The 23,835-nt window shown below is 71.3% G+C and carries 19 protein-coding genes; 13 read left to right on the top strand and 6 right to left on the bottom strand.

The annotated features are described in order from the left end of the window. The first annotated feature begins 49 nt into the window (after positions 1-49). The 4 genes from ACIQVL_RS40205 to ACIQVL_RS40190 all read left to right on the top strand — a co-directional run bounded on the left by ACIQVL_RS40205 (position 50) and on the right by ACIQVL_RS40190 (position 6,950). On the top strand, positions 50-2,812 hold the full coding sequence (locus ACIQVL_RS40205; protein ID WP_403477898.1) for an ATP-binding cassette domain-containing protein: 2,763 nt from the start codon (positions 50-52) through the stop codon (positions 2,810-2,812). Positions 2,813-2,974: 162 nt separating this feature from the next. Further along, the gene (locus tag ACIQVL_RS40200) at positions 2,975-3,862 is read left to right on the top strand and encodes a FadR/GntR family transcriptional regulator (RefSeq protein WP_403439273.1); all 888 of its coding nucleotides are present in this window, start codon (positions 2,975-2,977) and stop codon (positions 3,860-3,862) included. Positions 3,863-4,404: 542 nt separating this feature from the next. Then, positions 4,405-5,961, top strand: a complete 1,557-nt coding sequence (locus ACIQVL_RS40195) for an RNA polymerase sigma factor (protein ID WP_403439271.1) — start codon at positions 4,405-4,407, stop codon at positions 5,959-5,961. Positions 5,962-6,083: 122 nt separating this feature from the next. Beyond that, entirely contained in the window at positions 6,084-6,950 is an 867-nt protein-coding gene (locus ACIQVL_RS40190; RefSeq protein ID WP_403439269.1) for a serine protease, read from the top strand. A 97-nt stretch (positions 6,951-7,047) separates the two neighbouring features. Here the strand turns inward: ACIQVL_RS40190 and ACIQVL_RS40185 are convergent, their stop codons facing one another. Further along, positions 7,048-7,278 carry a hypothetical protein gene (locus ACIQVL_RS40185; protein WP_351326738.1) on the bottom strand — a complete coding sequence of 77 codons (231 nt, stop codon included), beginning with the start codon at positions 7,276-7,278 and terminating at the stop codon, positions 7,048-7,050. 441 nt (positions 7,279-7,719) lie between these two features. On the opposite strand from ACIQVL_RS40185, the gene ACIQVL_RS40180 reads away from it, so the two are divergent. The 6 genes from ACIQVL_RS40180 to ACIQVL_RS40155 all read left to right on the top strand — a co-directional run bounded on the left by ACIQVL_RS40180 (position 7,720) and on the right by ACIQVL_RS40155 (position 15,180). After that, positions 7,720-9,843 carry a type IIA DNA topoisomerase subunit B gene (locus ACIQVL_RS40180; protein ID WP_403439267.1) on the top strand — a complete coding sequence of 708 codons (2,124 nt, stop codon included), beginning with the start codon at positions 7,720-7,722 and terminating at the stop codon, positions 9,841-9,843. Positions 9,844-10,599: 756 nt separating this feature from the next. Next, complete coding sequence (locus tag ACIQVL_RS40175; RefSeq protein WP_403477897.1) at positions 10,600-11,136, top strand: DUF1453 domain-containing protein; 537 nt, start codon at positions 10,600-10,602, stop codon at positions 11,134-11,136. Further along, positions 11,133-12,284 carry a sensor histidine kinase gene (locus ACIQVL_RS40170; protein WP_403439263.1) on the top strand — a complete coding sequence of 384 codons (1,152 nt, stop codon included), beginning with the start codon at positions 11,133-11,135 and terminating at the stop codon, positions 12,282-12,284. The genes ACIQVL_RS40175 and ACIQVL_RS40170 overlap by 4 nt, the downstream gene beginning before the upstream one ends. Further along, positions 12,281-12,964, top strand: coding sequence for a response regulator (locus ACIQVL_RS40165; protein WP_403439261.1), 684 nt, complete (start codon positions 12,281-12,283; stop codon positions 12,962-12,964). The genes ACIQVL_RS40170 and ACIQVL_RS40165 overlap by 4 nt, the downstream gene beginning before the upstream one ends. Positions 12,965-13,033: 69 nt before the next feature. Next, positions 13,034-13,591, top strand: a complete 558-nt coding sequence (locus ACIQVL_RS40160; protein WP_403477896.1) for a DUF485 domain-containing protein — start codon at positions 13,034-13,036, stop codon at positions 13,589-13,591. Further along, positions 13,588-15,180, top strand: coding sequence for a cation acetate symporter (locus ACIQVL_RS40155; protein WP_403439257.1), 1,593 nt, complete (start codon positions 13,588-13,590; stop codon positions 15,178-15,180). The genes ACIQVL_RS40160 and ACIQVL_RS40155 overlap by 4 nt, the downstream gene beginning before the upstream one ends. A gap of 15 nt (positions 15,181-15,195) precedes the next feature. On the opposite strand, the gene ACIQVL_RS40150 is transcribed toward ACIQVL_RS40155, so the two are convergent. Then, a complete protein-coding gene (locus ACIQVL_RS40150) occupies positions 15,196-15,888 on the bottom strand; it encodes a response regulator (protein WP_403477895.1) in 693 nt (230 codons plus the stop codon). Between the two features lie 158 nt (positions 15,889-16,046). On the opposite strand from ACIQVL_RS40150, the gene ACIQVL_RS40145 reads away from it, so the two are divergent. From ACIQVL_RS40145 to ACIQVL_RS40135, 3 genes are read left to right on the top strand one after another with little or no spacing between them, the layout of a single operon-like run. Further along, complete coding sequence (locus tag ACIQVL_RS40145) at positions 16,047-16,862, top strand: ABC transporter ATP-binding protein (protein WP_403439254.1); 816 nt, start codon at positions 16,047-16,049, stop codon at positions 16,860-16,862. Further along, the gene (locus ACIQVL_RS40140) at positions 16,852-17,718 is read left to right on the top strand and encodes an ABC transporter permease (protein ID WP_403439252.1); all 867 of its coding nucleotides are present in this window, start codon (positions 16,852-16,854) and stop codon (positions 17,716-17,718) included. The genes ACIQVL_RS40145 and ACIQVL_RS40140 overlap by 11 nt, the downstream gene beginning before the upstream one ends. Before the next feature lie 52 nt (positions 17,719-17,770). Further along, a complete protein-coding gene (locus ACIQVL_RS40135; RefSeq protein ID WP_403477894.1) occupies positions 17,771-18,814 on the top strand; it encodes an ABC transporter substrate-binding protein in 1,044 nt (347 codons plus the stop codon). A gap of 50 nt (positions 18,815-18,864) precedes the next feature. Here the strand turns inward: ACIQVL_RS40135 and ACIQVL_RS40130 are convergent, their stop codons facing one another. From ACIQVL_RS40130 to ACIQVL_RS40115, 4 genes are all read right to left on the bottom strand, one after another. Then, positions 18,865-19,545: a response regulator gene (locus tag ACIQVL_RS40130; protein ID WP_403477893.1), complete on the bottom strand. Its 681-nt coding sequence runs from the start codon at positions 19,543-19,545 to the stop codon at positions 18,865-18,867. After that, entirely contained in the window at positions 19,545-21,215 is a 1,671-nt protein-coding gene (locus tag ACIQVL_RS40125) for an ATP-binding protein (protein WP_403477892.1), read from the bottom strand. Before ACIQVL_RS40125 ends, ACIQVL_RS40130 begins: the two co-directional genes overlap by 1 nt. 83 nt (positions 21,216-21,298) lie before the next feature. Then, positions 21,299-22,243 (bottom strand): sucrase ferredoxin, encoded by a 945-nt coding sequence (locus ACIQVL_RS40120; RefSeq protein ID WP_403477891.1) that lies wholly within the window; start codon positions 22,241-22,243, stop codon positions 21,299-21,301. 68 nt (positions 22,244-22,311) lie between these two features. Further along, on the bottom strand, positions 22,312-23,568 hold the full coding sequence (locus ACIQVL_RS40115; RefSeq protein ID WP_403439244.1) for a citrate/2-methylcitrate synthase: 1,257 nt from the start codon (positions 23,566-23,568) through the stop codon (positions 22,312-22,314). Between the last annotated feature and the right edge of the window lie 267 nt (positions 23,569-23,835).

Raw genomic sequence — 23,835 nt, 5'->3', positions numbered from 1 at the left:
AAACCTTCTATACCCGGAAAAACGGTCATTCCGCGCTATCTTCCCTAAGGTGATCCAGGCCTTCGGACTGACCAGCGACCCCCGCAAGGCGCACCCGCCCGCCGTCGACGACGTGACCTTCGAAGCGGGCGCGGGGCGCGTCACCGCACTCCTGGGCGGGGCGGGTGCAGGCAAGACCACGACGCTCAGACTGATGCTCGAACTCCAACAGGGCCGCGGCCTCACCTACTTCAGGGGCCGCCCCCTGCACCGCATCGCCCACCCCTCGCGCGAGGTCGGCGTGGTACTCGGCGACGTCCCCGGTCATCCGTCCCGCTCCGTCCGCGGTCATCTGCGCATGCTGTGCGCGGCGGCCGGGGTACCTGCCCGGCGCGCCGACGAAGTGCTCGAAGCGGTCGGGCTCGTCAGCCTGCGCGAGGAGCGCCTCGGCACGCTGTCGCACGGCATGGACCGCCGGCTCGGCCTGGCCTGCGCCCTCCTCGCCGACCCGCACACCCTCGTCCTGGACGAACCCGCGGACGGCCTCCCCACCCGTGAAGCCCACTGGCTGCACCGCATGCTCCGGGCGCACGCGGCGCAGGGCGGCACGGTTCTGTTCACCACCGCCGACCCCAAGGAGGCCGTCGGTGTCGCCGACCGGGTCGTCACCCTGGAGGGCGGCAGGCTCGTTGCGGACCAGGAGGCCGGCGAGTTCGCCCGTACCCGACTCCGCCCGCGTGTGGCCGTCCGGAGCCCCCACGCCGATCGGCTCGCCGCCGCGCTCAGCAAGGAGGCGCGCACCGCCCATCGCTCGGTGGAGGTCGTACGGGAAGGTGGCAACCGTCTCTCCGTGTACGGCAGTTCGACCGCCGAGGTCGGCGAGACCGCCTTCCGTCACGGCATCCTGGTCCACCAGCTCGCCGACGAGACAGGCGACATGGGGGCAGGCGCCGGGGCGGAGCCCCCGACGGAGGACGTGCCGGAGGCGGGAGAGGCACCGGAGGCGGTCCGGTCGGAGCCGGACCGCGGGGAACCGGCTGCCGCCGAGGAGGAGTGGCCAGCGGGCGAGTGGCGAGGTGCCGAGAGCGCGGGTGAGCAGACCGCCGTGGAGGATGCCAGGCCGGCATATCGGCAACCGGCCGAGGAAGCGCCCCCTGCGGCCGGCCGGCAGGACGCACCGACCTCTGAGCTGCGCACGGAGGCGGACACGTCCGCGGAGCTGCGTACGCACGCGGACGCGGATACGCACGCGGTCGCACCGCAGCCGAGGACGGAGCTGGGAGGGCCACAGCCCGGGGTCGTGCCGGGCCTCGCGCAGCAGCCGCGCACCACCGACCAGGAGCCGGGCCGGAGCCGGCCGACGGCCGCAGCGGAACCCTGCGACGCGGCTGAAGCCCAGTGTTGCGCCACCGTCGTGGGCCGTACCGGCCCCCCGCCCGTCGCGTCTGCGCCGGCGACCCCGGACACGGAGCACGCCACCCGCGTGCGCGCCCCGGGCGAGTTGCCCGCCCCGGCGGCGGCCAAGCCGTCGGCCGTTGCCTCGACCGCCCCCTCGCCCGCGAAGCCGTCGGCCCCCCTCGGCTCCGCCGGGACCTCCGGTCACGCCGGGGCGACCAGGACAGCGCCTACCGTGCCCGCCCAGCCACCGGCCGCCACGTCCGCCGAGTCGCCGAGCCGTCCGGTGTCCGTCCAGGCCCCGGCAGCCCGGCCGTCGGCCCACGCCGTGGCCGCCGTGGCCCGGCCGACGACCCGCGCGGTGTCCGCCGACGCTCCTGCGGACCGGCTCTCGGGCGACGCCGTGTCCGCCGAGATTGTCAGCGATGAGCCGCCGATCCGCGCCGTATCCGCGGACGCTCCCGCAACCCGGCCCGCCACTCACGCGGGCGCCGCCGAAACCCCCGCCGTCCAACGGCCCGCCGGGCACCCGCAGCCGGAACCCCGTAAGGCTCCGGCAACCGGTGCGGAGTCCGCCCCGCCGCCGGTCGCCCCCGCGCACCGCGACGGCGTCACCGGCGAGCCGGACCCGCTCTCCCCGCTTCCGCCCCCCATTTCCGTCCGCCCGGCCCGCAGCCCCCTCCGCCCCCTGCGCTACGAACTCCGCCGGGCCGCCGGTATCGGCACGGGCTTCCTCACCTGCGGTGCCGTACTGCTGGTGTCCGCCCTCACCGCCGTACTGCTGGCCCGGGTGGGACACACCCCGCATGCCCGGCTGTTCGCCGCCTGGCCGCGGGAACTGCCGCTGCCCCCTGCGGCGCTCGGCGCGGGACTGCTCGGGGCTCTGGCCTTCGGAGACGAGTTCCGTCACCCCGCGCTGGCTTCGGACCGTGGCACGGTGCCGCGTCGGCTGGGGCTGCTCACCGCGAAGCTGCTGGTCTCCGGGGCGACCGCGGTACTGCTCTCGTTCCTCACCCTGGGCTGTGACGCCGAAGTGCTCTACCTCGTCTACGGACGGGAGCTCGCACAGGTTCCCGCCGACTGGATCTCGCTGACCGCGAGTTGGTTCGCCCTGGTCGTCGGCTGCGCCTGGGCCGGCGTACTGGCGGCCGGTGTCTTCCGGTCCACCACGGCCGGTCTCGCCGCGGTGCTCGCCGTACCCGTGCTCGTCGTGCCCGTCGTACACAGGGCCGTGCAGGGGACGGGGGTGCGGATGGCCGCCGGATTCCCGATGCGGATGCGGGAGACGTTCCTGCTGAAGTGGCCCTTCGGGGGAGAGCGGTATCTGGTCGGCGCGGCCCGTGTGCTGGCCCAACCTGTGGGCGCCGCACTGGCGTTGTCGCTGGCGGCGCTGGTCTGCGCGTATCTGTTCAGCACCCTGCGGACCAGACCCCGATGACCGCAGAGCGGGCGCTTGCGATCCCGCCGTGCACACAACTCCCCGCAGAACGGCCATTTCTTTCCGATAAGGCGTCAATTGCGATGGGGTGAGCGATCACCCTTTCGTGTGCTTTTCACCAAAGACCTCAAGGGAGTTGGAAGCAGCGCCGACAAAGGTTCCGTGAGTACCCTTGCGCACACCATGATGACCGCCGCCCGCTCCGCAGACTCTGGTCTGGTCGGCCCGGGCGAACTCGACCGCTATCCCTATGCGGAGGTCCCCGCCACCGATCGGGTCGGCACGCCCGCCTGGGAGGGCGCGGATCCGGAGCTGGGCCGTGTGGGCCGGCGCGCCGCGGGCAGCCGCGGCCGCGGACTGCACGGTCAACTCGTCCAACAGCTGGGTCAGATGATCGTCTCCGGCGACCTGGGCGCGGACCGGCCCCTGGTCCCCGAGGAGATCGGCCAGCGTTTCGAGGTCTCCCGCACCGTCGTCCGTGAGTCCCTCCGGGTCCTGGAGGCCAAGGGCCTGGTCAGTGCCCGCCCGAACGTCGGCACGCGGGTGCGTCCCGTCAGTGACTGGAACCTCCTCGACCCGGACATCATCGAATGGCGGGCCTTCGGGCCGCAGCGTGACGACCAGCGCCGCGAGCTCAGCGAGCTGCGCTGGACGATCGAGCCGCTCGCCGCCCGTCTCGCCGCCGGGCACGGGCGCGAGGACGTCCAGCAGCGCCTGTGCGACATGGTCGAGATCATGAGCCACGCCATGGCGCAGGGCGACGCGCTGACCTTCTCGCGTGCCGACGCCGAGTTCCACTCGCTGCTCATCCAGGTCGCCGGCAACCGCATGCTGGAACACCTTTCCGGCATCGTGTCGGCGGCCCTCCAGGTGTCCGGCGGCCCGGTCACCGGCTGTGAGCGGCCGAACGAGACGTCCCTGGCCCAGCACGCGCGGATCGTCGACGCGCTCGGCACCGGTGACGGCACCGCGGCCGAGTCGGCCATGCGCCAGCTGCTGACCGTCCACCCCGAGGTGGAGCGCGTGGTGCCTGCTCCGCGCGAGCACTGACCCGCGTCGAGAGCGGTGTGCTCGGTCAGCCCCGCGTTCTCGGGGCGCCGTCGGTTCGGGAACCCGCTTCCGCCGGCCGCCGCCGGACCCCGCCGGATCCTTCAGGGCTCCGGCGGGGCCCGGCGGTACGGCGGGGCCGGGCGCGGTCCGGGCGCGGCGGACGGTGGTGCGACAGGTCCCGCGGCGGTCGTACGACCGGACCGGTCGTAGGACCAGGCCGGTCGTGCGGCGGCCGTGTGGCAGGCTCGGAAGTGGTCCGAACGGCCCGGAGAGATCATCAACGACAACCTCTGCCCATGTCTGACCGTTTTTGAGCGCTTACGGGGTGTGACTCGGGCCACGTAGATTGGGCGTAACGCTCTTGCGAACAACGCGATGACCTAAGAGGTGACAGCCGCGGAGGGAATACGGACGCCATTCATGGCGCTGTTCTTCTTCCCGGCCCTCGCCCGCGCCGTCGGCCCATCCCCAAGCCGGCGGTCGGCTCCAGTCCGTCCCGGACGGGGCCGGAAGCCGTTTTCCAACGTTCCGAGAGGTTGTTCGTGTCGGCCAGCACATCCCGTACGCTCCCGCCGGAGATCGCCGAGTCCGTCTCTGTCATGGCTCTCATTGAGCGGGGAAAGGCTGAGGGGCAGATCGCCGGCGACGATGTGCGTCGGGCCTTCGAAGCTGACCAGATTCCGGCCACTCAGTGGAAGAACGTACTGCGCAGCCTCAACCAGATCCTTGAGGAAGAGGGTGTGACGCTGATGGTCAGTGCCGCGGAGCCCAAGCGCACCCGTAAGAGCGTCGCAGCGAAGAGTCCGGCCAAGCGCACCGCCACCAAGACGGTCGCGGCGAAGACGGTGACCACCAGGAAGGCCACCGCCACGGCCGCCCCCGCCGTGGCGCCCGCCGCCGTCGCCGACGACCCGGCCGAGGAGGCGGCGCCCGTGAAGAAGGCCGTTGCCAAGAAGGCCGCCCCCGCCGCCAAGAAGACAGCCGCGAAGAAGACCGCGACCGCCGTCGCCAAGAAGACGGTGGCCAAGAAGACCGCCGCCAAGAAGGACGACGCCGAGATCCTTGAGGACGAGGTCCTCGAGGAGGCCAAGGCGGGCGCCGAGGAGCCGGAGGGCACCGAGAGCGCGGGCTTCGTCCTGTCCGACGAGGACGAGGACGACGCGCCGGCGCAGCAGGTCGCCGCGGCAGGTGCCACCGCCGACCCGGTCAAGGACTACCTCAAGCAGATCGGCAAGGTCCCCCTGCTCAATGCCGAGCAGGAGGTCGAGCTCGCCAAGCGCATCGAGGCCGGTCTGTTCGCCGAGGACAAGCTGGCCAACGCCGACAAGCTGGCCCCCAAGCTCAAGCGCGAGCTGGAGATCATCGCCGAGGACGGCCGCCGTGCCAAGAACCACCTGCTGGAGGCCAACCTCCGTCTGGTGGTCTCCCTGGCCAAGCGCTACACCGGCCGCGGCATGCTCTTCCTGGACCTCATCCAGGAGGGCAACCTCGGTCTGATCCGCGCGGTCGAGAAGTTCGACTACACCAAGGGCTACAAGTTCTCCACGTACGCCACCTGGTGGATCCGCCAGGCGATCACCCGCGCCATGGCCGACCAGGCCCGCACCATCCGTATCCCGGTGCACATGGTCGAGGTCATCAACAAGCTCGCGCGCGTGCAGCGCCAGATGCTCCAGGACCTGGGCCGCGAGCCCACCCCGGAGGAGCTGGCCAAGGAACTCGACATGACCCCCGAGAAGGTCATCGAGGTCCAGAAGTACGGCCGTGAGCCCATCTCCCTGCACACCCCGCTGGGCGAGGACGGCGACAGCGAGTTCGGCGACCTCATCGAGGACTCCGAGGCCGTCGTCCCGGCCGACGCCGTCAGCTTCACGCTCCTCCAGGAGCAGCTGCACTCGGTGCTGGACACCCTGTCCGAGCGCGAGGCGGGCGTCGTCTCCATGCGGTTCGGTCTCACCGACGGTCAGCCGAAGACCCTCGACGAGATCGGCAAGGTGTACGGCGTCACGCGTGAGCGCATCCGCCAGATCGAGTCCAAGACCATGTCGAAGCTGCGCCACCCGTCGCGTTCCCAGGTGCTGCGCGACTACCTTGACTAGATCGCGGTCGTAAGGCGTCGAAGGCCCGGCCTCCCACCGCGGAGGCCGGGCCTTCGTGCTGCGGGTCGCGGTGCGCTGGATGACTCTGGGTGTCCCAGCCCCACCCAGAGTGAGGAGCGTGCATGCGCCGTTCTGTTGCCCCGGCCCTGATCCGGCCGCTGATCCTGGCGGCTGTCAGCACGGCCATACCGCTGGCCACCACGTCTCCCGCCACCGCCGACAGCGTCGTGGTCGGCGGCTTCCCCGTCGACGTCTCCCAGGCCCCGTGGACGGTTGCGCTGTCCAGCCGTGACCGGTTCGGAGGTACGCGGGCCGGTCAGTTCTGCGGCGGGGTCGCGATCGGCCGGACCACCGTGCTGACCGCGGCCCACTGCCTGGCCGACGAGGTCATCGGCGGGCCGTCCGACCGGGTCCGCGACCTCAAGGTCATCGCGGGCCGCACGGATCTGCTCGGGACGCAGGGCCAGGAGATCCCCGTGGCCGACGCACGGATCAATCCCGGCTACGACCCGGACACGAACACCGGTGACTTCGCCGTCCTCACCCTCGCCGAGCCCCTGCCGGGCCGCGCGGTCATCGCGATGGCGCCCCGGGGGGACACCGCCTACGCGCCCGGCACGAGTGCCCTGGTCTCCGGCTGGGGCGATATCACGGGCGGCGGCGACTACTCGCGCCGGCTGTATGCGGCGCGGCTCCACGTGCTGCCGGACGATACGTGTGCGCGGGCCTATCCAGGCGGCCCCGACGGCACCTACCGGTCCGGCTCGATGGTGTGCGCGGGCGAGACCCGGGGCGGCCCTGACGCCTGCCAGGGCGACAGCGGCGGGCCGCTCGTCGCCAAGGGGAAGCTGATCGGGCTCGTGTCATGGGGGAGCGGCTGCGGGCGACCGGGCAGTCCCGGCGTCTACACGCGCGTCTCGGAGGTCGTACGGGCACTTGGCCCCGGAGGTGCTCTCAGCGGTGCGCGCGGGCCTCACGGGCGCTCCTGAGGGCCTTGGCGCGGAAACGACGAGGGCGGCCGCTCCCTGAGGAGCGGCCGCCCTTCACCGGCCTGTGCCGGAGCTGGCTCGTCGTGGATGCGAGAGGTCAGCGCTCATCTTCGGAGGCGGTGTTCGGAACGGAGGTCAGCCGCTCCGTCTCGTCCTGTATCTCAGCGGCGATCTTCTTGAGTTCCGGCTCGAACTTGCGTCCGTGGTGGGCGCAGAAGAGCAGTTCTCCGCCGCTGAGCAGCACGACGCGCAGGTATGCCTGGGCGCCGCAGCGGTCGCAGCGATCGGCGGCCGTCAGGTGGCTCGCGGGGGTCAGAACAGTAGTCACGTCGCCTCTTCTCTAGCTCGACGAGCTGTCGTACCAGGGTCAACATCCAACCAGCCCGAAAACGTTCCCGCTCGGGGCTTCTCCCCGAAAAAAATCTTTCGAGGTGGCCGTCTGCTGCCGGTTGGCGGCGAATGTGCCGTATTGCGTCGTCTTAGGTGCTTACGGGTTCGCTCGGTTCATCGGTTTCATCCTCCCGGCCGGGTTGCCGGTTGTTTGTGAGGACGTGCCCGGAGCCTAAATGGTTCATGCCTCGAAGGGAACGTGATATGTACTTCACTCCATCGAGGGATCGAACACGCATACGACGCTGGACTAGTGTGAGTTCATGACGAGGGTGGCGTTACAACGGCTCTACCAGGCCTCGGTACCCTCTGAGCGGCGACCGAAGCCGACCCCTTACCCCAAAGGGGCCCCATTGAAATTCAGCGAGGAGCGAACCGCGTGACCGCCGATACGTCCGTGCCGTCCACAGCGCTGCTGGCAGGAGCAGACCGGGACGGCTCCAACTACACCGCGCGGCACCTGCTCGTCCTTGAGGGCCTCGAAGCCGTGCGCAAGCGCCCCGGCATGTACATCGGCTCGACCGACAGCCGCGGCCTGATGCACTGCCTGTGGGAGATCATCGACAACGCCGTGGACGAGGCCCTGGGCGGGTACTGCGACCACATCGACGTGATCCTCCACGACGACGGCTCCGTCGAGGTCCGGGACAACGGCCGCGGCATCCCCGTGGACGTCGAGCCCAAGACCGGCCTGTCCGGCGTCGAGGTCGTCATGACCAAGCTGCACGCCGGCGGCAAGTTCGGTGGCGGCTCCTACGCCGCCTCCGGCGGTCTGCACGGAGTCGGCGCCTCCGTGGTCAACGCGCTCTCCGCGCGTCTCGACGTGGAGGTCGACCGAGGCGGCAGCGTGCACGCCATCAGCTTCCGCCGCGGTGTGCCGGGGGCCTTCACCGGCGCCGGCCCGGACGGAAAGTTCGAGGCCGGGAGCGGGCTGCGCAAGACCAAGCGGGTGCCCAAGACCCGCAGCGGCACGCGCGTGCGCTACTGGGCCGACCGCCAGATCTTCCTCAAGGACGCCAAGCTCTCCCTGGACACGCTCCACCAGCGTGCCCGCCAGACCGCCTTCCTGGTCCCTGGTCTGACCATCGTCGTCCGTGACGAGTACGGCCTGGGCGAGGGCGGCAGCAAGGGCGAGGAGTCGTTCCGCTTCGACGGCGGAATCAGCGAGTTCTGCGAGTACCTGGCCACCGACAAGCCGGTCTGCGACGTCCTCCGCTTCTCCGGCCAGGGCACCTTCAAGGAGACCGTCCCGGTTCTGGACGAACACGGCCAGATGACCCCGACCGAGGTCACCCGTGAACTCGGCGTCGACGTGGCGCTGCGCTGGGGCACCGGTTACGACCAGAACGTCAGGTCGTTCGTCAACATCATCGCCACGCCCAAGGGCGGCACCCACGTGGCCGGCTTCGAGCAGGCCATCCGCGAGACCCTCAACGAGGCGCTGCGCGCCAAGAAGCTGCTGCGCGTCGCCGAGGACGACATCGTCAAGGACGACGCACTGGAGGGCCTCACCGCCGTCGTCACCGTCCGGCTCGCCGAGCCGCAGTTCGAGGGCCAGACCAAGGAGGTCCTCGGCACCTCGGCGGCCCGCCGGATCGTGAACAGCGTGATCTCCAAGGAACTGAAGGCGTTCCTCACCTCCACCAAGCGCGACGCCGCCGCCCAGGCCCGCGTGGTCATGGAGAAGGTGGTCGCCGCCGCGCGGACCCGCATCGCGGCCCGCCAGCACAAGGACGCGCAGCGCCGCAAGACGGCCCTGGAGTCCTCGTCCCTGCCCGCCAAGCTCGCCGACTGCCGCAGCGACGACGTCGAGCGCAGCGAGCTGTTCATCGTCGAGGGGGACTCCGCGCTCGGTACGGCGAAGCTCGCCCGGAACTCCGAGTTCCAGGCCCTGCTGCCGATCCGCGGCAAGATCCTCAACGTCCAGCGGTCCTCGGTGACGGACATGCTGAAGAACGCCGAGTGCGGGGCGATCATCCAGGTCATAGGGGCGGGCTCCGGCCGCACCTTCGACATCGACGCGGCCCGCTACGGCAAGATCATCATGATGACCGACGCCGATGTCGACGGCTCGCACATCCGCTGCCTGCTGCTGACGCTGTTCCAGCGCTACATGCGGCCCATGGTCGAGGCCGGCCGGGTCTTCGCCGCGGTGCCGCCGCTGCACCGCATCGAGATCACCCAGCCCAGGAAGGGCCAGGACAAGTACGTGTACACGTACTCGGACCGCGAGCTGCGCGACAAGCTCATGGAGCTCCAGAGCAAGGGCATCCGGTACAAGGACTCCATCCAGCGTTACAAGGGTCTCGGCGAGATGGACGCCGACCAGCTGGCCGAGACGACGATGGACCCGCGCCACCGCACCCTGCGCCGCATCAACCTCTCCGACCTGGAGGCCGCCGAACAGGTCTTCGACCTTCTGATGGGCAACGACGTGGCTCCCCGCAAGGAGTTCATCTCCGGCTCGGCGGCGACGCTGGACAGGTCACGGATCGACGCGTAGCCGCTGCGCCGGGCTGAGGCCGAAGCAGGCGACTGGCGGGGCCCTGGCGCGGTGGGCCGGGGTTGCGCGGTGGGCCGGAACGCGGTGGGCCGGGCGGCGGCGGGTGTGCGCCGCCCGGTCGGCCGGTCCGGGCAGGACGCCGGTGCCGGCCGTCCGGCCCGGATCCGCTCGGAGTTTGGTCGGACGCCGGGCGGTGATCTGCGCGGCGTGACCGCCGGGGTGGTGTGCCGGGCCCGGGCCTGCCGGTTGCTCCGAGGCTGTGTCCAGCGGCGGCTTCGCGGAGCGCTCGTGGTGGCTTACGAGGCGAACCGCTCGCGGGTGCCGCACGGAGCGCTTGAGATGCGCGCGGTGTGCTTGCCGAGTTCGCCGTGCTGCACGTCGGCTCTGCTCCGGAGCGCCGACGACGGGCGACCGGATGTCGCGTCGCGGCGACTGTGGCCGGGTCCTGCGTGCTGCCGGTGCCCACCGGACGTACTGCGAGATTCCCCGTCGGTCCTCCGCACCCTCTCGTCGGCCTTCCTGACGCACCTGCAACCTGCCGGTCGGTCCAACCCGCCAGGTCGCTCGCCTGCGACCTGTCGGCCGCCCCTGCGGCCCGCGTGGGGTTCTCCACCCGGGGGTGGAGGGATCCCGCTCGTTGGAATCCACCCGTGATCCACCCCCGGTCCGATCTGCTGACCTGCGCATTTCCGTAGCGTCGAAGGCGTCGGCAGCTCCCGCTCCCGGCACCGCCCCTTCCCGCTCACGGAGGCTTCGATGTCCGGGCTCGTCAACGCGTTGCTGATCGTGGCCGTCGTCGTCGTGGTGATCGTGCGTCAGTTCCGCGCACGTCCGATCGACACAGGCAGGCGCTGGTGGCTGGTGCCCGTGATCCTCACGGTCGTCGCACTGCGTGAACCCGGCATACTCGACACCCACCACCGCACCGCCTCCGCCGCGCTGCTCGGTACGGAGCTGCTGGTGGGACTGGTGATGGGCGCCGCCTGGGCCTGGACCACCCGGGTGTGGCGGGAGGCCGACGGCGTCGTGTGGACCAAGAGCACCAAGGCCAGCGCGATGGTCTGGTTCGGCGGCATAGCCGTGCGTGTCGGTCTCTACGCCCTCGGAGCCGTCGTCGGCGTCCACCAGGACAGCGCGGCCCTCATGCTCGGACTGGCGGTCACCCTGCTGGTTCGGGCCGGCATCCTCGTCTGGCGCGCGCAGTCGCTCCCCTCCGCCGCGGCCTCCGCGAGCGGCCCCACCCGGGCGTACGGTGACGGCATGGCCCGGGTCACCAGGAAGGAAGGCGTGTGACGGAGAACGCCTGGACACGCTGGCCCTCGCGAGAAGCACTCAGCCGGGAGGGGCTCTCACGGCCCAGGCGCTCCCTCGCCTGGGGCGTGAGACTGCTCGTCCTGGCCCTGCTGCTGTGGAGCGCCTTCAGCCAGTCCCACGTCCAGGGCTGGGGGGCGGCCGCCGCGGTGGCGGGGGTCGTCGTGACCGCCGTGGTCTCCTGGGGTTTCTTCCGGACCACCTATGCCCACCGGCTCGTGCCCTCCCTGGCGCTCGTCGCCGTCCTCCTCGCCCTCGCGGTGGTGGCGGAGACCACCGGGTTCCAGGGACCGGCCCTGGTGATCTGGTGCGGCTGCGGCATCTCCGCCCTGGAGCGGCTGCCGATCGCAATTGCTCTGCCCGTCGCCGCGGTGGGCCTGGCCTCGTACTCCGCGTTCAACAACGACGTATGGCTGACCACCGCGGCCACCGTCGTCGGAATGGCTCTCGCCGGCTATGTCATGCGACTCGACGCCGAGGCCCGGGGCGGCGCCCAGCGGCTGCTCGCCCAGGAGCGTGCCGCGAGAGCGGCCGAGGCCGAGTCGGCGGCGCTGGCGGAGCGGGCCAGGATCGCACGGGAGATCCACGACGTGCTGGCCCACAGCCTCTCGGCACAGATGGTGCACCTGGAGGCCGCGCGGTTGCTGATCGAGCGCGGAGCCGACCGGGAGCAGATCCTCGAACGGGTGGTGGCCGCCCGGGGAATGGCCCGCGACGGACTCGCCGAGACCCGTCAGGCCCTGTCCGCCCTGCGCGGTGAGCTCACCCCGCTGGAGGACTTCCTGACCGAGCTCGTCGGCTCGACCGACGGAGCCGAGGTCACCGTGACGGGTGAACGCAGATCCCTGCCCGCGGAAGCGTCCCAGACCGTACGGCGTGTGGCCCAGGAGGCGTTGACGAACGTGCGCAAGCACGCCCACGGAGCCAAGGTGCAGGTGCGACTGGCCTACGGCGAGCACGAAGTGGCACTGAACGTACGGGACTCGGGCGGTCGTCCGGGCGAGCTCAGCGGCGCCGGCGGCGGGTACGGTCTGCTGGGTATGCGGGAGCGGGCCGAGTTGCTGGGCGGGTCGCTGGAGGCAGGGCGTGACGACGAGGGGTTCGAGGTGAGGTTGAGGGTGCCCGTATGACGGAGACGGAGGGGAGAAGGAAGCCCGCGCGGGTCGTGGTCGCCGACGACCAGACGGTGGTCAGGGAGGGGATCGTGATGCTCCTCGGGCTGCTGCCCGGCGTGGAGGTCGTCGGAGCGGCGGGTGACGGGGAGGAGGCGGTCCGGTTGGTCGCGGAACTCTCTCCGGACGTGGTGCTGATGGACCTGAGGATGCCGCGCTGCGACGGCGTGGAGGCGACCCGGCGGATCCGGTCGGAGTATCCCGGGACCCAGGTGGTGGTGCTGACGACGTTCGCGGACGACGAGTCGCTCTTCCCGGCGCTGCGGGCCGGCGCCCGTGGTTACCTGACCAAGGACGCGGGCGGGGACGAGATCGTGCGAGCCGTGGAGAGCGTGCTGTCGGGGGACGCAGGGCTGTCGCCGAGCATCCAGCGGCGGCTGCTGGAGCGGCTGTCGCAGCCTGAACCGGCGCCCGCGGCCACCGAGACGCCCGACGGGCTGACCGCGCGGGAGACCGAGGTTCTCGTGCTGATCGCGGAGGGGTTCACCAATCAGGAGATCGCCCGGAAGCTGCACGTCTCCACCGCGACCGTGAAGACACACATCAACAACCTGTTCGCCAAGACGGGGCTCAAGGACCGTGCCCAGGCGGTGCGTTACGCCTACGGGAAGGGACTGGTGCGGCCACCAGCGGATTGAGTCACCTGATGGGGTGAAGAGCCGGGGGAAGAAGAGTCGGGGATCTTCCCGATCTGTCCATCCTTGGGCATGCAGTCAAGCAACGGGCGTCGCCGCGACGGCGGGGGCGGCTCCGAGAGTTCGGCCGGGCGGCACGAGGACCAGGGCGAGTACGGCACCGCCTCCCGGGAAGTCAGGTACGAGGACCCCTGGTACGACGCGCTGGCCTCCGGCTGGGGTGAGCGGGACGGCACCGGGGAGCCGCCGCCGACCGTACCCGGCGCGCGAACGGAGCGGGACGGGGCGGCTGTTCGCGCCCGTGACATCTACCTGGAGGTACAGCGCAGCGCGGCCTTCCAGGAGGTGCGCAGCCGGTACCGGAGATTCGTGGTGCCGTGGGTCGCCGTCTTCCTGACCTGGTACGTGGGGTACGTGGTGGCCGCGACGACGGCACCCGGGCTGATGGCGCGGCCCGTCGCCGGCGCGGTGAACGTGGCGATGGTGGCGGGGCTGGGGCAGTTCCTCACCACGTTCCTGCTCACCTGGGCCTACGCCCGGCACGCGCGGTTGCGCAGGGACCGGGCCGCGCTGGAGCTGCGCTGGGACACCCAGGAGCTGACCCGGGGCGTCCAGGGTGGTGCGTCATGACGGGGCAGCACCAGACGCTGGCGCTCCTGCTGTTCAGTGCTTTCGTCGCCGTGACGCTCGGGATCACGACGTGGGTGAGCCGGAAGCGGCATGGTTCGGCGGAGGAGTTCTACGCCGGCGGTCGGCTCTTCTCCCCGATGGAGAATGGTTTTGCCATCGCGGGTGACTACATGTCGGCGGCCTCCTTCCTCGGTGTGACCGGGCTCATCGCGCTGTTCGGCTACGACGGGCTCCTGTATGTGGTCGGGTTCCTGGTCGCGTGGCTTGTCGTGCTGTTCCTGGTGGCCGAACTGGTGCGGAACTGCGGGAGATTCACGCTGGCCGACGTGGTCGCGGCGCGGATGAGCGAGCGGCCGGTGCGGATCGCGGTGGGGACGTCGTCGGTCACCGTGTCCGTTCTCTATTTGGTGGCGCAAATGGTGGGTGCGGGCAGTCTGGTCGCGCTGCTGCTGGGGCGGACCAGCGAGGCAGCGCAGGCGTGGACGGTCATCGGGGTCGGCGCGCTGATGGTGGTCTACGTGTCGCTGGGCGGGATGCGGGCCACCACCTGGATCCAGATCGTGAAGGCGGTGCTGCTGCTGAGCGGGACGGTGGCGCTGACCGTGCTGGTGCTGCTGCGTTTCCACGGCGACATCGACCGGCTGCTGTTCACGGCCGCCGACCGCAGCGGGCACGGGAGGTCGTTCCTGGCACCGGGGCTCAAGTACGGCGGGAACTGGAGCGCGCGGCTGGACTTCATCAGCCTGGGGCTGGCGCTGGTGCTGGGCACGGCGGGTCTGCCGCACATCCTGTCCCGCTTCTACACGGTGCCGACCGCGCGGGCGGCGCGGCGTTCGGCGGTCTGGTCGATCGGGCTGATCGGGAGCTTCTACCTGATGACGATCGTGCTCGGCTTCGGGGCGGCTGCCCTGGTCGGGCCGGACGCGGTGCGTGCGTCGAACGCGTCGGGGAACACCGCGGTTCCGCTGCTGGCGCTCGACCTGGGCGGCGGCGAGGGTTCCACAGGCGGAACGGTTCTGTTCGCGGTCGTCGCCGCCGTTGCCTTCGCGACGATCCTCGCCGTGGTCGCGGGGATCACCCTCGCGTCCTCGGCCTCCGTCGCCCATGACCTCTACGCCTCCCTGCGCAGGCCGCACGCCAAGCAGCGCAGCGAGGTCGCGGTGGCGCGCACGGCGGCGGTCGGCATCGGTGTCGTGGCGATCGCCCTGGGCCTGCTGGCCCGGGACATGAACGTCGCCTTCCTGGTGGGGCTCGCCTTCGCGGTGGCGGCCTCGGCGAACCTGCCGGTGCTGCTCTACTCGCTGTTCTGGCGGAACTTCACGACGCGCGGGGCGGTGTGGGCCGTATACGGTGGGCTCGTGCCCGCGCTGGCGCTGGTCGTGCTGTCCCCGGTGGTGTCCGGGAGCCCCGGGGCGCTGTTCCCGGGGGTGGACTTCCAGTACTTCCCGTTGCAGAACCCGGGCATCGTCTCCATCCCCCTCGGCTTCCTGGCCGGCTGGCTCGGCACGGTCACCTCGGACGAGGTCCCGGACGAGGCCCGGCACGCGGAGACCGAGGTGCGGTCGCTGACGGGGGCGGGGGCCGTCTAGACCTGCCCGGAACGGCTACGGCGCCACCCAGGCGTAGCGGTGTTCCGGGCGGCCCGTGTCGCCGTACTTCAGGGAGAGGTGGAGGCGGCCGGCCTGTTCCAGGTGGCGGAGGTAGCGCTGGGCGGTGGAGCGGCTGAGGCCGGTCTCGGCGGCGACCTCGTGGGCGGAGAGCGGATGGTCGGCGCGGTGCAGGACGCCGCAGATGAGGTCCGTGGTGGGCTCGGAGTGGCCGCTGGGCAGGCCGGGCGCGGACGGCACCGGTGAGGTGCGCAGGGCGCCGAAGATCCGGTCGACCTGTTCCTGGCCCGTCAGCCCCCGGCCGCCGACCCGGTCGACGGTACGGCGCAGGGCCGCGTAGGAGTCCAGGCGGGTGCGCAGGGCGGCGAAGGTGAACGGCTTGACCAGGTAGTGCAGGGCGCCCAGGCGCATCGCCTTCTGGACGGTGGTCACATCGCTGGCCGCCGTGATCATGATGACGTCGGTGCCGTGGCCCTGTTCCCGCATGCGGTGGACGAGTTCGAGGCCGGTCTGGTCCGGCAGGTAGTGGTCCAGCAGGACCAGGTCGATGGCGCCGCGGTTCACGGCGGCCAGGGCCTGGGCAGCGCTGTGTGCGCGAGCGGCCACCCGGAAGCCGGGAACCTTCCCCACGTACTTGGCGTTTATCTCGGCGACGCGGAAGTCGTCGTCGACCACCAGGACGTCAATCATCAGGCCTCTCCTTCAAGGCCGGCGAGCGTTAAGCCCGTGTTTCGTCTGCGCAGTTGTAGCGCGAGCAAAACGAGCACAACAGGTGCTTGCGAGCAAAAGAACGGCTTGCGCCCAGAAGACTGCTGTCGTGGTCCGGGTCACACCTACCGTCCCGGCCCATGAGCGCAGACACCAGCCCCGCCATCGAGCTGCGGGGCGCGAGCAAGATCTTCAAGACCCCGTCGGGGGGTCTGCACACGGCTGTCCGCGACCTCGACCTCACCGTCGGGCGCGGTGAGTTCGTGGCCGTCGTGGGGCCGACGGGTTGCGGCAAGTCCACCACGCTGACCCTGGTCAGCGGCCTGGAGGAGCCCAGCGAGGGCGAGGTGCTGGTGGCCGGTGAGCCGGTCGCAGGCGTCGGCGACAAGGTCGGCTTCGTCTTCCAGCAGGACGCCACCTTCCCCTGGCGGACCGTGCTCTCCAACGTGATGGCCGGGCCCCGCTTCCGGGGCGTGCCCAAGGCGGAGGCAAGGGAGAAGGCCCGTGCCTGGCTGGCCAAGGTCGGGCTCGCCGCGTTCGAGGACCGTTATCCGCACCAGCTCTCCGGCGGCCAGCGCAAGCGCGTGGCGCTCGCCGCGACCTTCGTCAACGACCCCGAGATCCTGCTCATGGACGAGCCGTTCTCCGCGCTCGACGTGCAGACCCGGGCCCTGATGTCGGACGAACTGCTTGACCTGTGGGAGGGCACAGGCGCCTCGGTCGTCTTCGTCACCCACGACCTGGAGGAGTCCATCGCGCTGGCCGACAAGGTTGTCGTCATGACCGCCGGGCCCGCGACCGTCAAGCAGGTCTTCGAGATCGACCTGCCCCGGCCCCGCAAGGTCGAGTCGGTGCGTCTGGAGCCGCGGTTCATCGAGATCTACCGCGAGATCTGGGAGTCCCTCGGCGAAGAGGTCCGCATCACCCGCGAGAGGGGTGCCGCCCATGTCGCCTGAGGTGCTCAGCACACCCGTCGCCGACGCGGTGAAAACCGGCCCGGACCGGGCCCGCTCCAGGGCCCAGGCCGCCCGCAGACGCAAGGTGATCGTGTTCGCCGTGCGCGTGCTGCTCCTGGTGGCCGTCCTCGGCCTGTGGGAGGTCCTGTCCCGGGCCGAGGTCATCGACCCGTTCAACTTCTCGATGCCGTCGAAGATCTGGGACCAGATCTGGACCTGGATGACCCACGGCACCGCGCTCGGCTCCCTGGGCGAGCAGATCTGGTACACGCTCTACGAGGCGCTGCTCGGCTGGGTCATCGGTGTCGTCGCCGGTGTGGTGTTCGGCATCGCTCTCGGGCGGATCGCCTTCCTGGCCGATGTTCTTGGTCCATACATCAAGGTGCTCAACTCGATCCCCAGGATCGTGCTCGCCCCGATCTTCGTGATCTGGTTCGGGCTCGGGGCGTCCTCCAAGGTCGCCTCGGCGGTCGTGCTGGTGTTCTTCCCGGTGTTCTTCAACGCCTTCCAGGGCGCCCGCGAGGTCGACCGGAACCTGGTCGCCAACGCCCGGATCCTCGGCGCGAGCGACCGCAGGGTGACCCTCCAGGTCGTCATCCCGTCGGCCACCTCGTGGATCTTCACCAGCCTCCACGTCAGCTTCGGCTTCGCCCTCATCGGCGCCATCGTCGGCGAGTACATCGGCGCCACCAAGGGCATCGGGCTGCTCGTCGCACAGTCGCAGGGCACCTTCAACGCGGCCGGTGTGTATGCCGCGATGGTCATCCTCGCCGTCGTCGCGCTCGCCGCCGAAGGGCTGCTCACCTTCGCCGAGCGCCGCATCTTCCGGTGGAAGCCGTCGGACTCCGACAGCTGACCCCGCTTCGCCGCCCCTCCCCGCACCGCCCTCTCACAAGGACGTGAACCGCATGCGCAAGTCCGCCAGATACAGCACCCTGGCCGCCGCCGGCCTGCTCGCCCTCTCCTCCCTCACCGCCTGCGCCAACGACGCGGCGAGCACGGCCTCCACCGGCTCCGGCAAGGGCACGAAGGTCAAGATCATGGTCGGTGGCCTGGACAAGGTCATCTACCTGCCCGCCATGCTCACCCAGCGGCTCGGCTACTTCGGCGCCGAGGGCCTCGACGTGGAACTGCTGACCGAGCCGGCCGGTGTACAGGCCGAGACCGCGCTCGTCGCCGGACAGGTCCAGGGGACCGTCGGCTTCTACGACCACACGCTGGACCTGCAGACCAAGGGCAAGGCCGTGGAGTCCGTCGTGCAGTTCTCGCACGCTCCCGGCGAGGTGGAGGTCGTCTCCACCAAGGCGGCCGGGGACATCACCTCGCCCAAGGACTTCAAGGGCAAGAAGCTCGGCATCACCAGCCTCGGGTCGTCGACCGACTTCCTCACCAAGTACCTCGCCGTCAAGAACGGGGTGAAGGTCAGCGACTTCTCACCGGTCGCGGTCGGAGCGGGCGCGACCTTCATCTCGGCGCTCCAGCAGGGCTCCATCGACGGCGGCATGACGACCGACCCGACCGTCGCGAACATCCTGGACAAGAAGGCGGGCAAGGTCCTGGTGGACATGCGGACGCCGGAAGGATCCCAGGAGGCGCTCGGCGGGCCGTACCCGTCGTCGAGCCTGTACATGCAGACGGACTGGGTCAACGGTCACAAGGACACCGTCCAGAAGCTGGTCAATGCATTCGTCAAGACGCTCAAGTGGATGTCCACGCACAGCGCCGCCGAGATCGCGGCCAAGATGCCCGCTGACTACGCCCAGGGCGACAAGGCCCTCTACACGCAGTCCATCAAGAGCACGCTGCCGATGTTCACCGACGACGGGGTGATGCCCGAGAACGGTCCGGAGACCGTGGAGAAGGTGCTCAAGGCGTTCAACACGAACATCCAGAACGCCGATGTCGACCTGAGCAAGACGTACACCACGGAGTTCGTCGAGGCGGCCAAGTAGGAGGCGGCCAGTAAGAGGCGGCCAAGTAAGAGGCCGCCAAGTATCAGCTCTCAGCCGCGGGTCGCCCACACGTAACGGTGTTCGGGGCGGCCCGCGTCGCCGTACTTGAGGGTCAGCCGGGCCCGTCCGGTGCGTTCCAGGAGCTTCAGATAGCGCTGCGCGGTCTGTCGGCTCACCCCCGTCCGCTCGGCGATCTCCTGGGCCGACAGCGGGCCCTCGGCGCTCATCAGGGACTGGCGCACCAGCTCGGCGGTGGTGGGGGAGTGCCCCTTGGGCAGCCCCGGTTCGGACGGTGCGGACAGGGCGCCGAAGATGCGGTCCACCTCGGCCTGTTCGGCCTCGCCGCCGCCGTCCAGGGTGCGCCGCAGCTGCGCGTAGGCCTCCAGCTTTTGGCGCAGCCCGGCGAACGCGAACGGCTTGACCAGGTACTGCAGGGCGCCATGACGCATCGCCGCCTGCACGGTGGACACGTCCCGGGCCGCCGTCACCATGATCACGTCGGTCTGGTGGCCGCGCCGGCGCATCTCCTGGACCACCGCGAGGCCCGTGTCGTCGGGCAGGTAGTGGTCCATGAGGACCAGGTCGATGCGGGGCAGCGTCTCCAGCCGGTGCAGGGCCTCGGCCGCGTTGTGGGCCTCGGCGGCCACATGGAAGCCGGGCACCTTGCCGACGTAGGCAGCGTTGACCCGGGCGACCCGGGTGTCGTCGTCCACGACCAGGACCTCGATCATCAGGCCTCCTCCTCGGCCGGGCTGAGTGCCGGCCCGAACGCCGGTGCCGGTTCCAGTTCCGGTTCGGTCAGCGCCTCGGGGAGCACGACCGTGAACTGCGCGCCCCCGCCCTCCGGTTCGCCCACCGTCGCGCTGCCGCCCTGCCGTTCGGCGAGCCGGCGCACCAGAGAGAGCCCGATGCCGCGCTTGCCGTGCGCGGGCGGCTTCTTGGTGGACCAGCCCTCCGTGAACACCAGTTCCCGCTGTTCCGCCGGGATCCCGGGCCCCGTGTCACGCACCCTGAGGACCACCGCGCGGCCCTCCGCGCACAACTCGACCTCCACGCGCGCGTGCGGGGTGGCGGCGACCGCGTCCAGCGCGTTGTCCACCAGGTTGCCCACGACCGTGACCAGCCCCCTGGGGTCGATCAGCCGGTCCGGGAGCCAGGTGCGGTCGGACACCCACAGGGCGACCCCGCGCTCGGCCGCGACGGTCGCCTTGCCGACCAGCAGGGCGGCCAGCAGCGGGTCCTGGATCTTCTCCGTGACCTGCTCGGCGGTGACCCTGTGGTCGCCGACCACCTCGCCGACGAACTCCACGGCGTCGTCGTACATCTCCAGTTCCAGCAGCCCGAGCAGGGTGTGCATGCGGTTGGCGTGTTCGTGGTCCTGGGCGCGCAGGGCGTCGATCAGGCCGCGCGTGGAGTCGAGTTCGCGACCGAGCTGCTCCAGCTCGGTGCGGTCGCGCAGGGTGGCGACCGCACCGCCGTCGTCGGTGGGCATCCGGTTGGCGACCAGGACCCGCTGGCCGCGCACGGTGAGCAGGTCGGTACCGGTGACCCGGCCGGCCAGCACGTCGGTCGTACGGCCGGCGCCGAGCGCCTCGTCGGGGGAGCGGCCGACGGCTTCGTCACCGATGCCGAGGAGCCGCCGCGCCTCGTCGTTCAGCAGGCGGATGCGGCCGCCGCGGTCCAGGGCGACGACGCCCTCCCGGATGCCGTGCAGCATCGCCTCGCGCTCCGCGAGCAGCGCCGAGATGTCGGAGAAGGCCAGGTCGCGGGTCTGCCGCTGGACCCGCCGGGAGATCAGCCAGGCGGCCAGCGCGCCGACCGCGAGGGCACCGCCGGCATAGGCGAACAGCCCGGGGATCGTGCTGAGCAGCCGCGCCCGCACGCTGTCGTAGGCGATGCCCACCGAGACCGCCCCGATGATCCGGTGCTTCGAGTCGTACAGCGGCACCTTGCCGCGCGCGGAGCGGCCGAGGGTGCCGTTGTCGATCTGCATGACCTCCTTGCCGTCCAGCGCCTCCGTGGGGTCGGTCGACACATGCCGGCCGATCTCCGAGGGCGTGGTGTGCGACCAGCGGAATCCACCCAGGTCCATCACCACGATGTACTCGGCACGGGTGGCCAACCGGATCCGTTCCGCCTCCTTCTGCACCGGCCCGTTCACGGTCGGCGCGGTGGTCAGCACCCCCTCGGCGATCTCCGGGTCCTGGGCCGTGGTCTCGGCGATCGCCAGCGCCCTGCGCATCGCCTCCTGGTCCAGCTGCTTGCTCAGCGGGGCGAGGAAGAGCCCGGTCGCGAGCACCGCGACCCCGGCGGCGATCGCCAGCTGCATCAACAGGACCTGGGAGAACACCTTCCGGGGCAGCCGGGGGCGCAGACGGCGCACGGGGGGCGTGGGGCTCATACCCACGACGGTACGTGCGCGGGTACGCCGCGCTTAAGGGGGTGTGGCGTGGATCTCTTGACCAGTTCTTGGGAAAGTCCGGGTCAGCTCGCCAGCGCCGTCGTCGCGCGCAGCTCGCGCACCGACACCACGTCCATCCGGGCCGGCGACCCCAGCACCGACACTCCGCAGCTCTCCGGGCGCGGCGGCAGTGAGGCGCCCTGGGCCACCGCCACTCGCCAGCGACGGCCGTCGGTGTGGGCGACGGTGACCTCCCAGCGCGGGGCCGCGCCCTCGGTCCGTACGACATTCAGCGCGCCGGCCGTGTACTCGCACGCCGCCTCGCGCACCGCCAGTTCGGCCGCCTGGCCGGGCCGTTCCCAGGCGGAGCAGCCGCGGCACCCGTCCAGCACCACACGGCCCTCGTGGATGCCGTGCAGGACTTCCTTGACGGCATGGGCCTCGGCGCGGCCGTACGCGTATCCGTACGGCAGGACGAGCACCGTCGGGGAGAAGCGATGACCACCCAGATGGGTGATCTCCCAGATGCCCTCCACCCCGGACGCGGCCAGCTCGGCGGCGAGCGGGCGGCCCAGCAGGGCGCAGCAGCGGTCGCGCCTGCCGTTGGTGCACACGAGCGCGAGCGGACTGCCCGGGTGCGGCCGGCCGCCGAGGGCCGCGCCGAACGAACGGTGGTCGCCCGCGCCCAGCGCGGCGAGGTCGAGGTCGAGCAGGCGGGCCGGATCGCGGGTGGTGGCGCTGTGCAGCCAGACGTTGCCGGGGGCCGTGTGGGCGGCGTACACCTGGCGTACGGCGGGGATGCCCGGGTCGGCGTGGCGGCCGGGGCGCCGGATGAGCGCGACCCGTACGCCGGTCCCCTGGGCGGCCGCCTCCAGGGCGCGGCCCAGTGCGGGGTCCAGATGGCTCGAAGTGAGCGCCTTGGGACCCCACGGGCCGGGTTGTTCCAGCAGCAGCCACGTCGTCGCGGTGGCCGCGGTACCCGAAACGGGCTCGTCGAGCATCCGGGAGACGGTTGCGCACCTACTCACAGAGGTGAGCCTAACCTGACTTCGCTGTGGGTGACTTCCGGCCCCACCCGTACCCGCCTTGGGTGGGGCTACTCCGGCAGCGGCTGCGGCGGCTTCGGGCCGACGTAGTGGCCGCTGGGGCGCATGCGCAGCGGGCGTTCCCCGTACTCCTCCAGGGCGTGGGCGATCCAGCCCGCCGTCCGGGCGACGGCGAAGACCGTCTCCCCCGCGGTGGCCGGCATCCCGCAGGAGGCGGTGAGCACGGCGAGCGCCAGGTCGACGTTGGCGTGCAGCGGGGCGTGCCGGGCGGTCGTCGCGACGATGTCCCGGGCCGCGAGCAGGGCCGGCTGGGCGCGGGGGACGTCCTCCAGCAGGGCGAACAGTGCACGCGCGCGTGGGTCCTCGCCCTGGTAGAGGCGATGGCCGAGGCCGGGGATGCGGCGGCCCGCGCGGAGTTCGTCCGCGATCACCGTGACCGCGGTGCCCTGGTCGAGCACGTCGAGCAGCATCCGGTGGGCGAGGCCGCTGGAGGCACCGTGCAAGGGGCCTTCGAGCACGCCGAGTCCGGCCGACACGGCCGCGTACGGGTGTGCACGGGCGGAGGCGGCGACCCGGACGGCGAGGGTGGAGGCGGCCAGGTCGTGGTCGACGAGCAGCGCGAGCGCGGTGTCCAGGACGCGCAGCTCGGCGTCGCCGGGGTCGATGCCGGTCAGCCGGCGCCACAGGCGGTGGGCCAGCGGGCCGTCGTCGTGCCCCGGCCGGTGCCGCACCGGGAGGGCGGCGACGAGGGTGGGGATCAGTACGCGCGCGGTGCCGAGCACGGCCTCCTCGGACAGGTCGAAGCGCAGCGGGTCCTCGGCGGCCGCGGCGATCGTGGCCACCCGCAGCCGGTCCGTGGGGGAGGTGTGCTCGGGCAGCGCGTCGACGGCCCGGCGGGCGACCGCGACGGTGGCCTCCGGGGCGGTGAAGGTCGTGGACCGGATCATGCGACCCGTCCACAGCCACTCGGCCACCTCCTCGTAGGAGTGGTGCGCGGCGAGCTCGGTGGCGTCGACGCCCCGGAAGAAGTACCGGTCCTGGTCGATCAGCGTGATCCGGGTGCGCACCGACAGGTCACCGCCGGAGCCCGGACTCCCGGCGGCCTCCCGCCTGTTGCGCCGGGCGAGCGCCGCCACCTCCCCGGCGTCGAAGGTGCTGGCCCGGCCCCCGGGCTCGCGTCTGCTGCTGAGCTGGCCCCGGCTCACGTAGGCGTACACGGTCTCGGGCTTCACGCCGAGCAGTTCGGCGGTCTCCCTGGTGCTCAGCCGCCGCGCGGGACTGCCGGGAGCGGGGTGTTGATCGCGCATGGGCGTCACCGTAGCCGCTGCGGCATGGGTTGACTCGATCAATGTGGACAGGGACCGAGCGGGCAGGCCGGTGCCGCGCGGTCGCTCACCGGCGGCATCTCGCCGAGCCGGCCGGGTGGCGTTTCCGTGCGGTCAGCCTCGTACGTGGCGAAACCGCGGTGGAGCCCCGCCTTCGAAGCCCCCCGGCCCCCCCGGCCCCCCGCCCCTCCGGCGGAGCCCCCGCGCCGCCGCCGGTGACGGCAGCGGCCGCCGGGACCATAAGCTCAC

It is taken from the genome of Streptomyces sp. NPDC090499, from assembly GCF_044769305.1.
Lineage (GTDB): Bacteria > Actinomycetota > Actinomycetes > Streptomycetales > Streptomycetaceae > Streptomyces.
This window is presented reverse-complemented; position numbering and strand designations above follow the sequence as displayed.

Coding starts and splice junctions, on each gene's coding strand:
- ACIQVL_RS40125 (WP_403477892.1), bottom strand. CDS start 21,215: ATGAGCCCCACGCCCCCCGTGCGCCGTCTGCGCCCCCGGCTGCCCCGG.
- ACIQVL_RS40140 (WP_403439252.1), top strand. CDS start 16,852: ATGTCGCCTGAGGTGCTCAGCACACCCGTCGCCGACGCGGTGAAAACC.
- ACIQVL_RS40155 (WP_403439257.1), top strand. CDS start 13,588: ATGACGGGGCAGCACCAGACGCTGGCGCTCCTGCTGTTCAGTGCTTTC.
- ACIQVL_RS40190 (WP_403439269.1), top strand. CDS start 6,084: ATGCGCCGTTCTGTTGCCCCGGCCCTGATCCGGCCGCTGATCCTGGCG.
- ACIQVL_RS40165 (WP_403439261.1), top strand. CDS start 12,281: ATGACGGAGACGGAGGGGAGAAGGAAGCCCGCGCGGGTCGTGGTCGCC.
- ACIQVL_RS40150 (WP_403477895.1), bottom strand. CDS start 15,888: ATGATTGACGTCCTGGTGGTCGACGACGACTTCCGCGTCGCCGAGATA.
- ACIQVL_RS40160 (WP_403477896.1), top strand. CDS start 13,034: ATGCAGTCAAGCAACGGGCGTCGCCGCGACGGCGGGGGCGGCTCCGAG.
- ACIQVL_RS40145 (WP_403439254.1), top strand. CDS start 16,047: ATGAGCGCAGACACCAGCCCCGCCATCGAGCTGCGGGGCGCGAGCAAG.
- ACIQVL_RS40135 (WP_403477894.1), top strand. CDS start 17,771: ATGCGCAAGTCCGCCAGATACAGCACCCTGGCCGCCGCCGGCCTGCTC.
- ACIQVL_RS40115 (WP_403439244.1), bottom strand. CDS start 23,568: ATGCGCGATCAACACCCCGCTCCCGGCAGTCCCGCGCGGCGGCTGAGC.
- ACIQVL_RS40130 (WP_403477893.1), bottom strand. CDS start 19,545: ATGATCGAGGTCCTGGTCGTGGACGACGACACCCGGGTCGCCCGGGTC.
- ACIQVL_RS40175 (WP_403477897.1), top strand. CDS start 10,600: ATGTCCGGGCTCGTCAACGCGTTGCTGATCGTGGCCGTCGTCGTCGTG.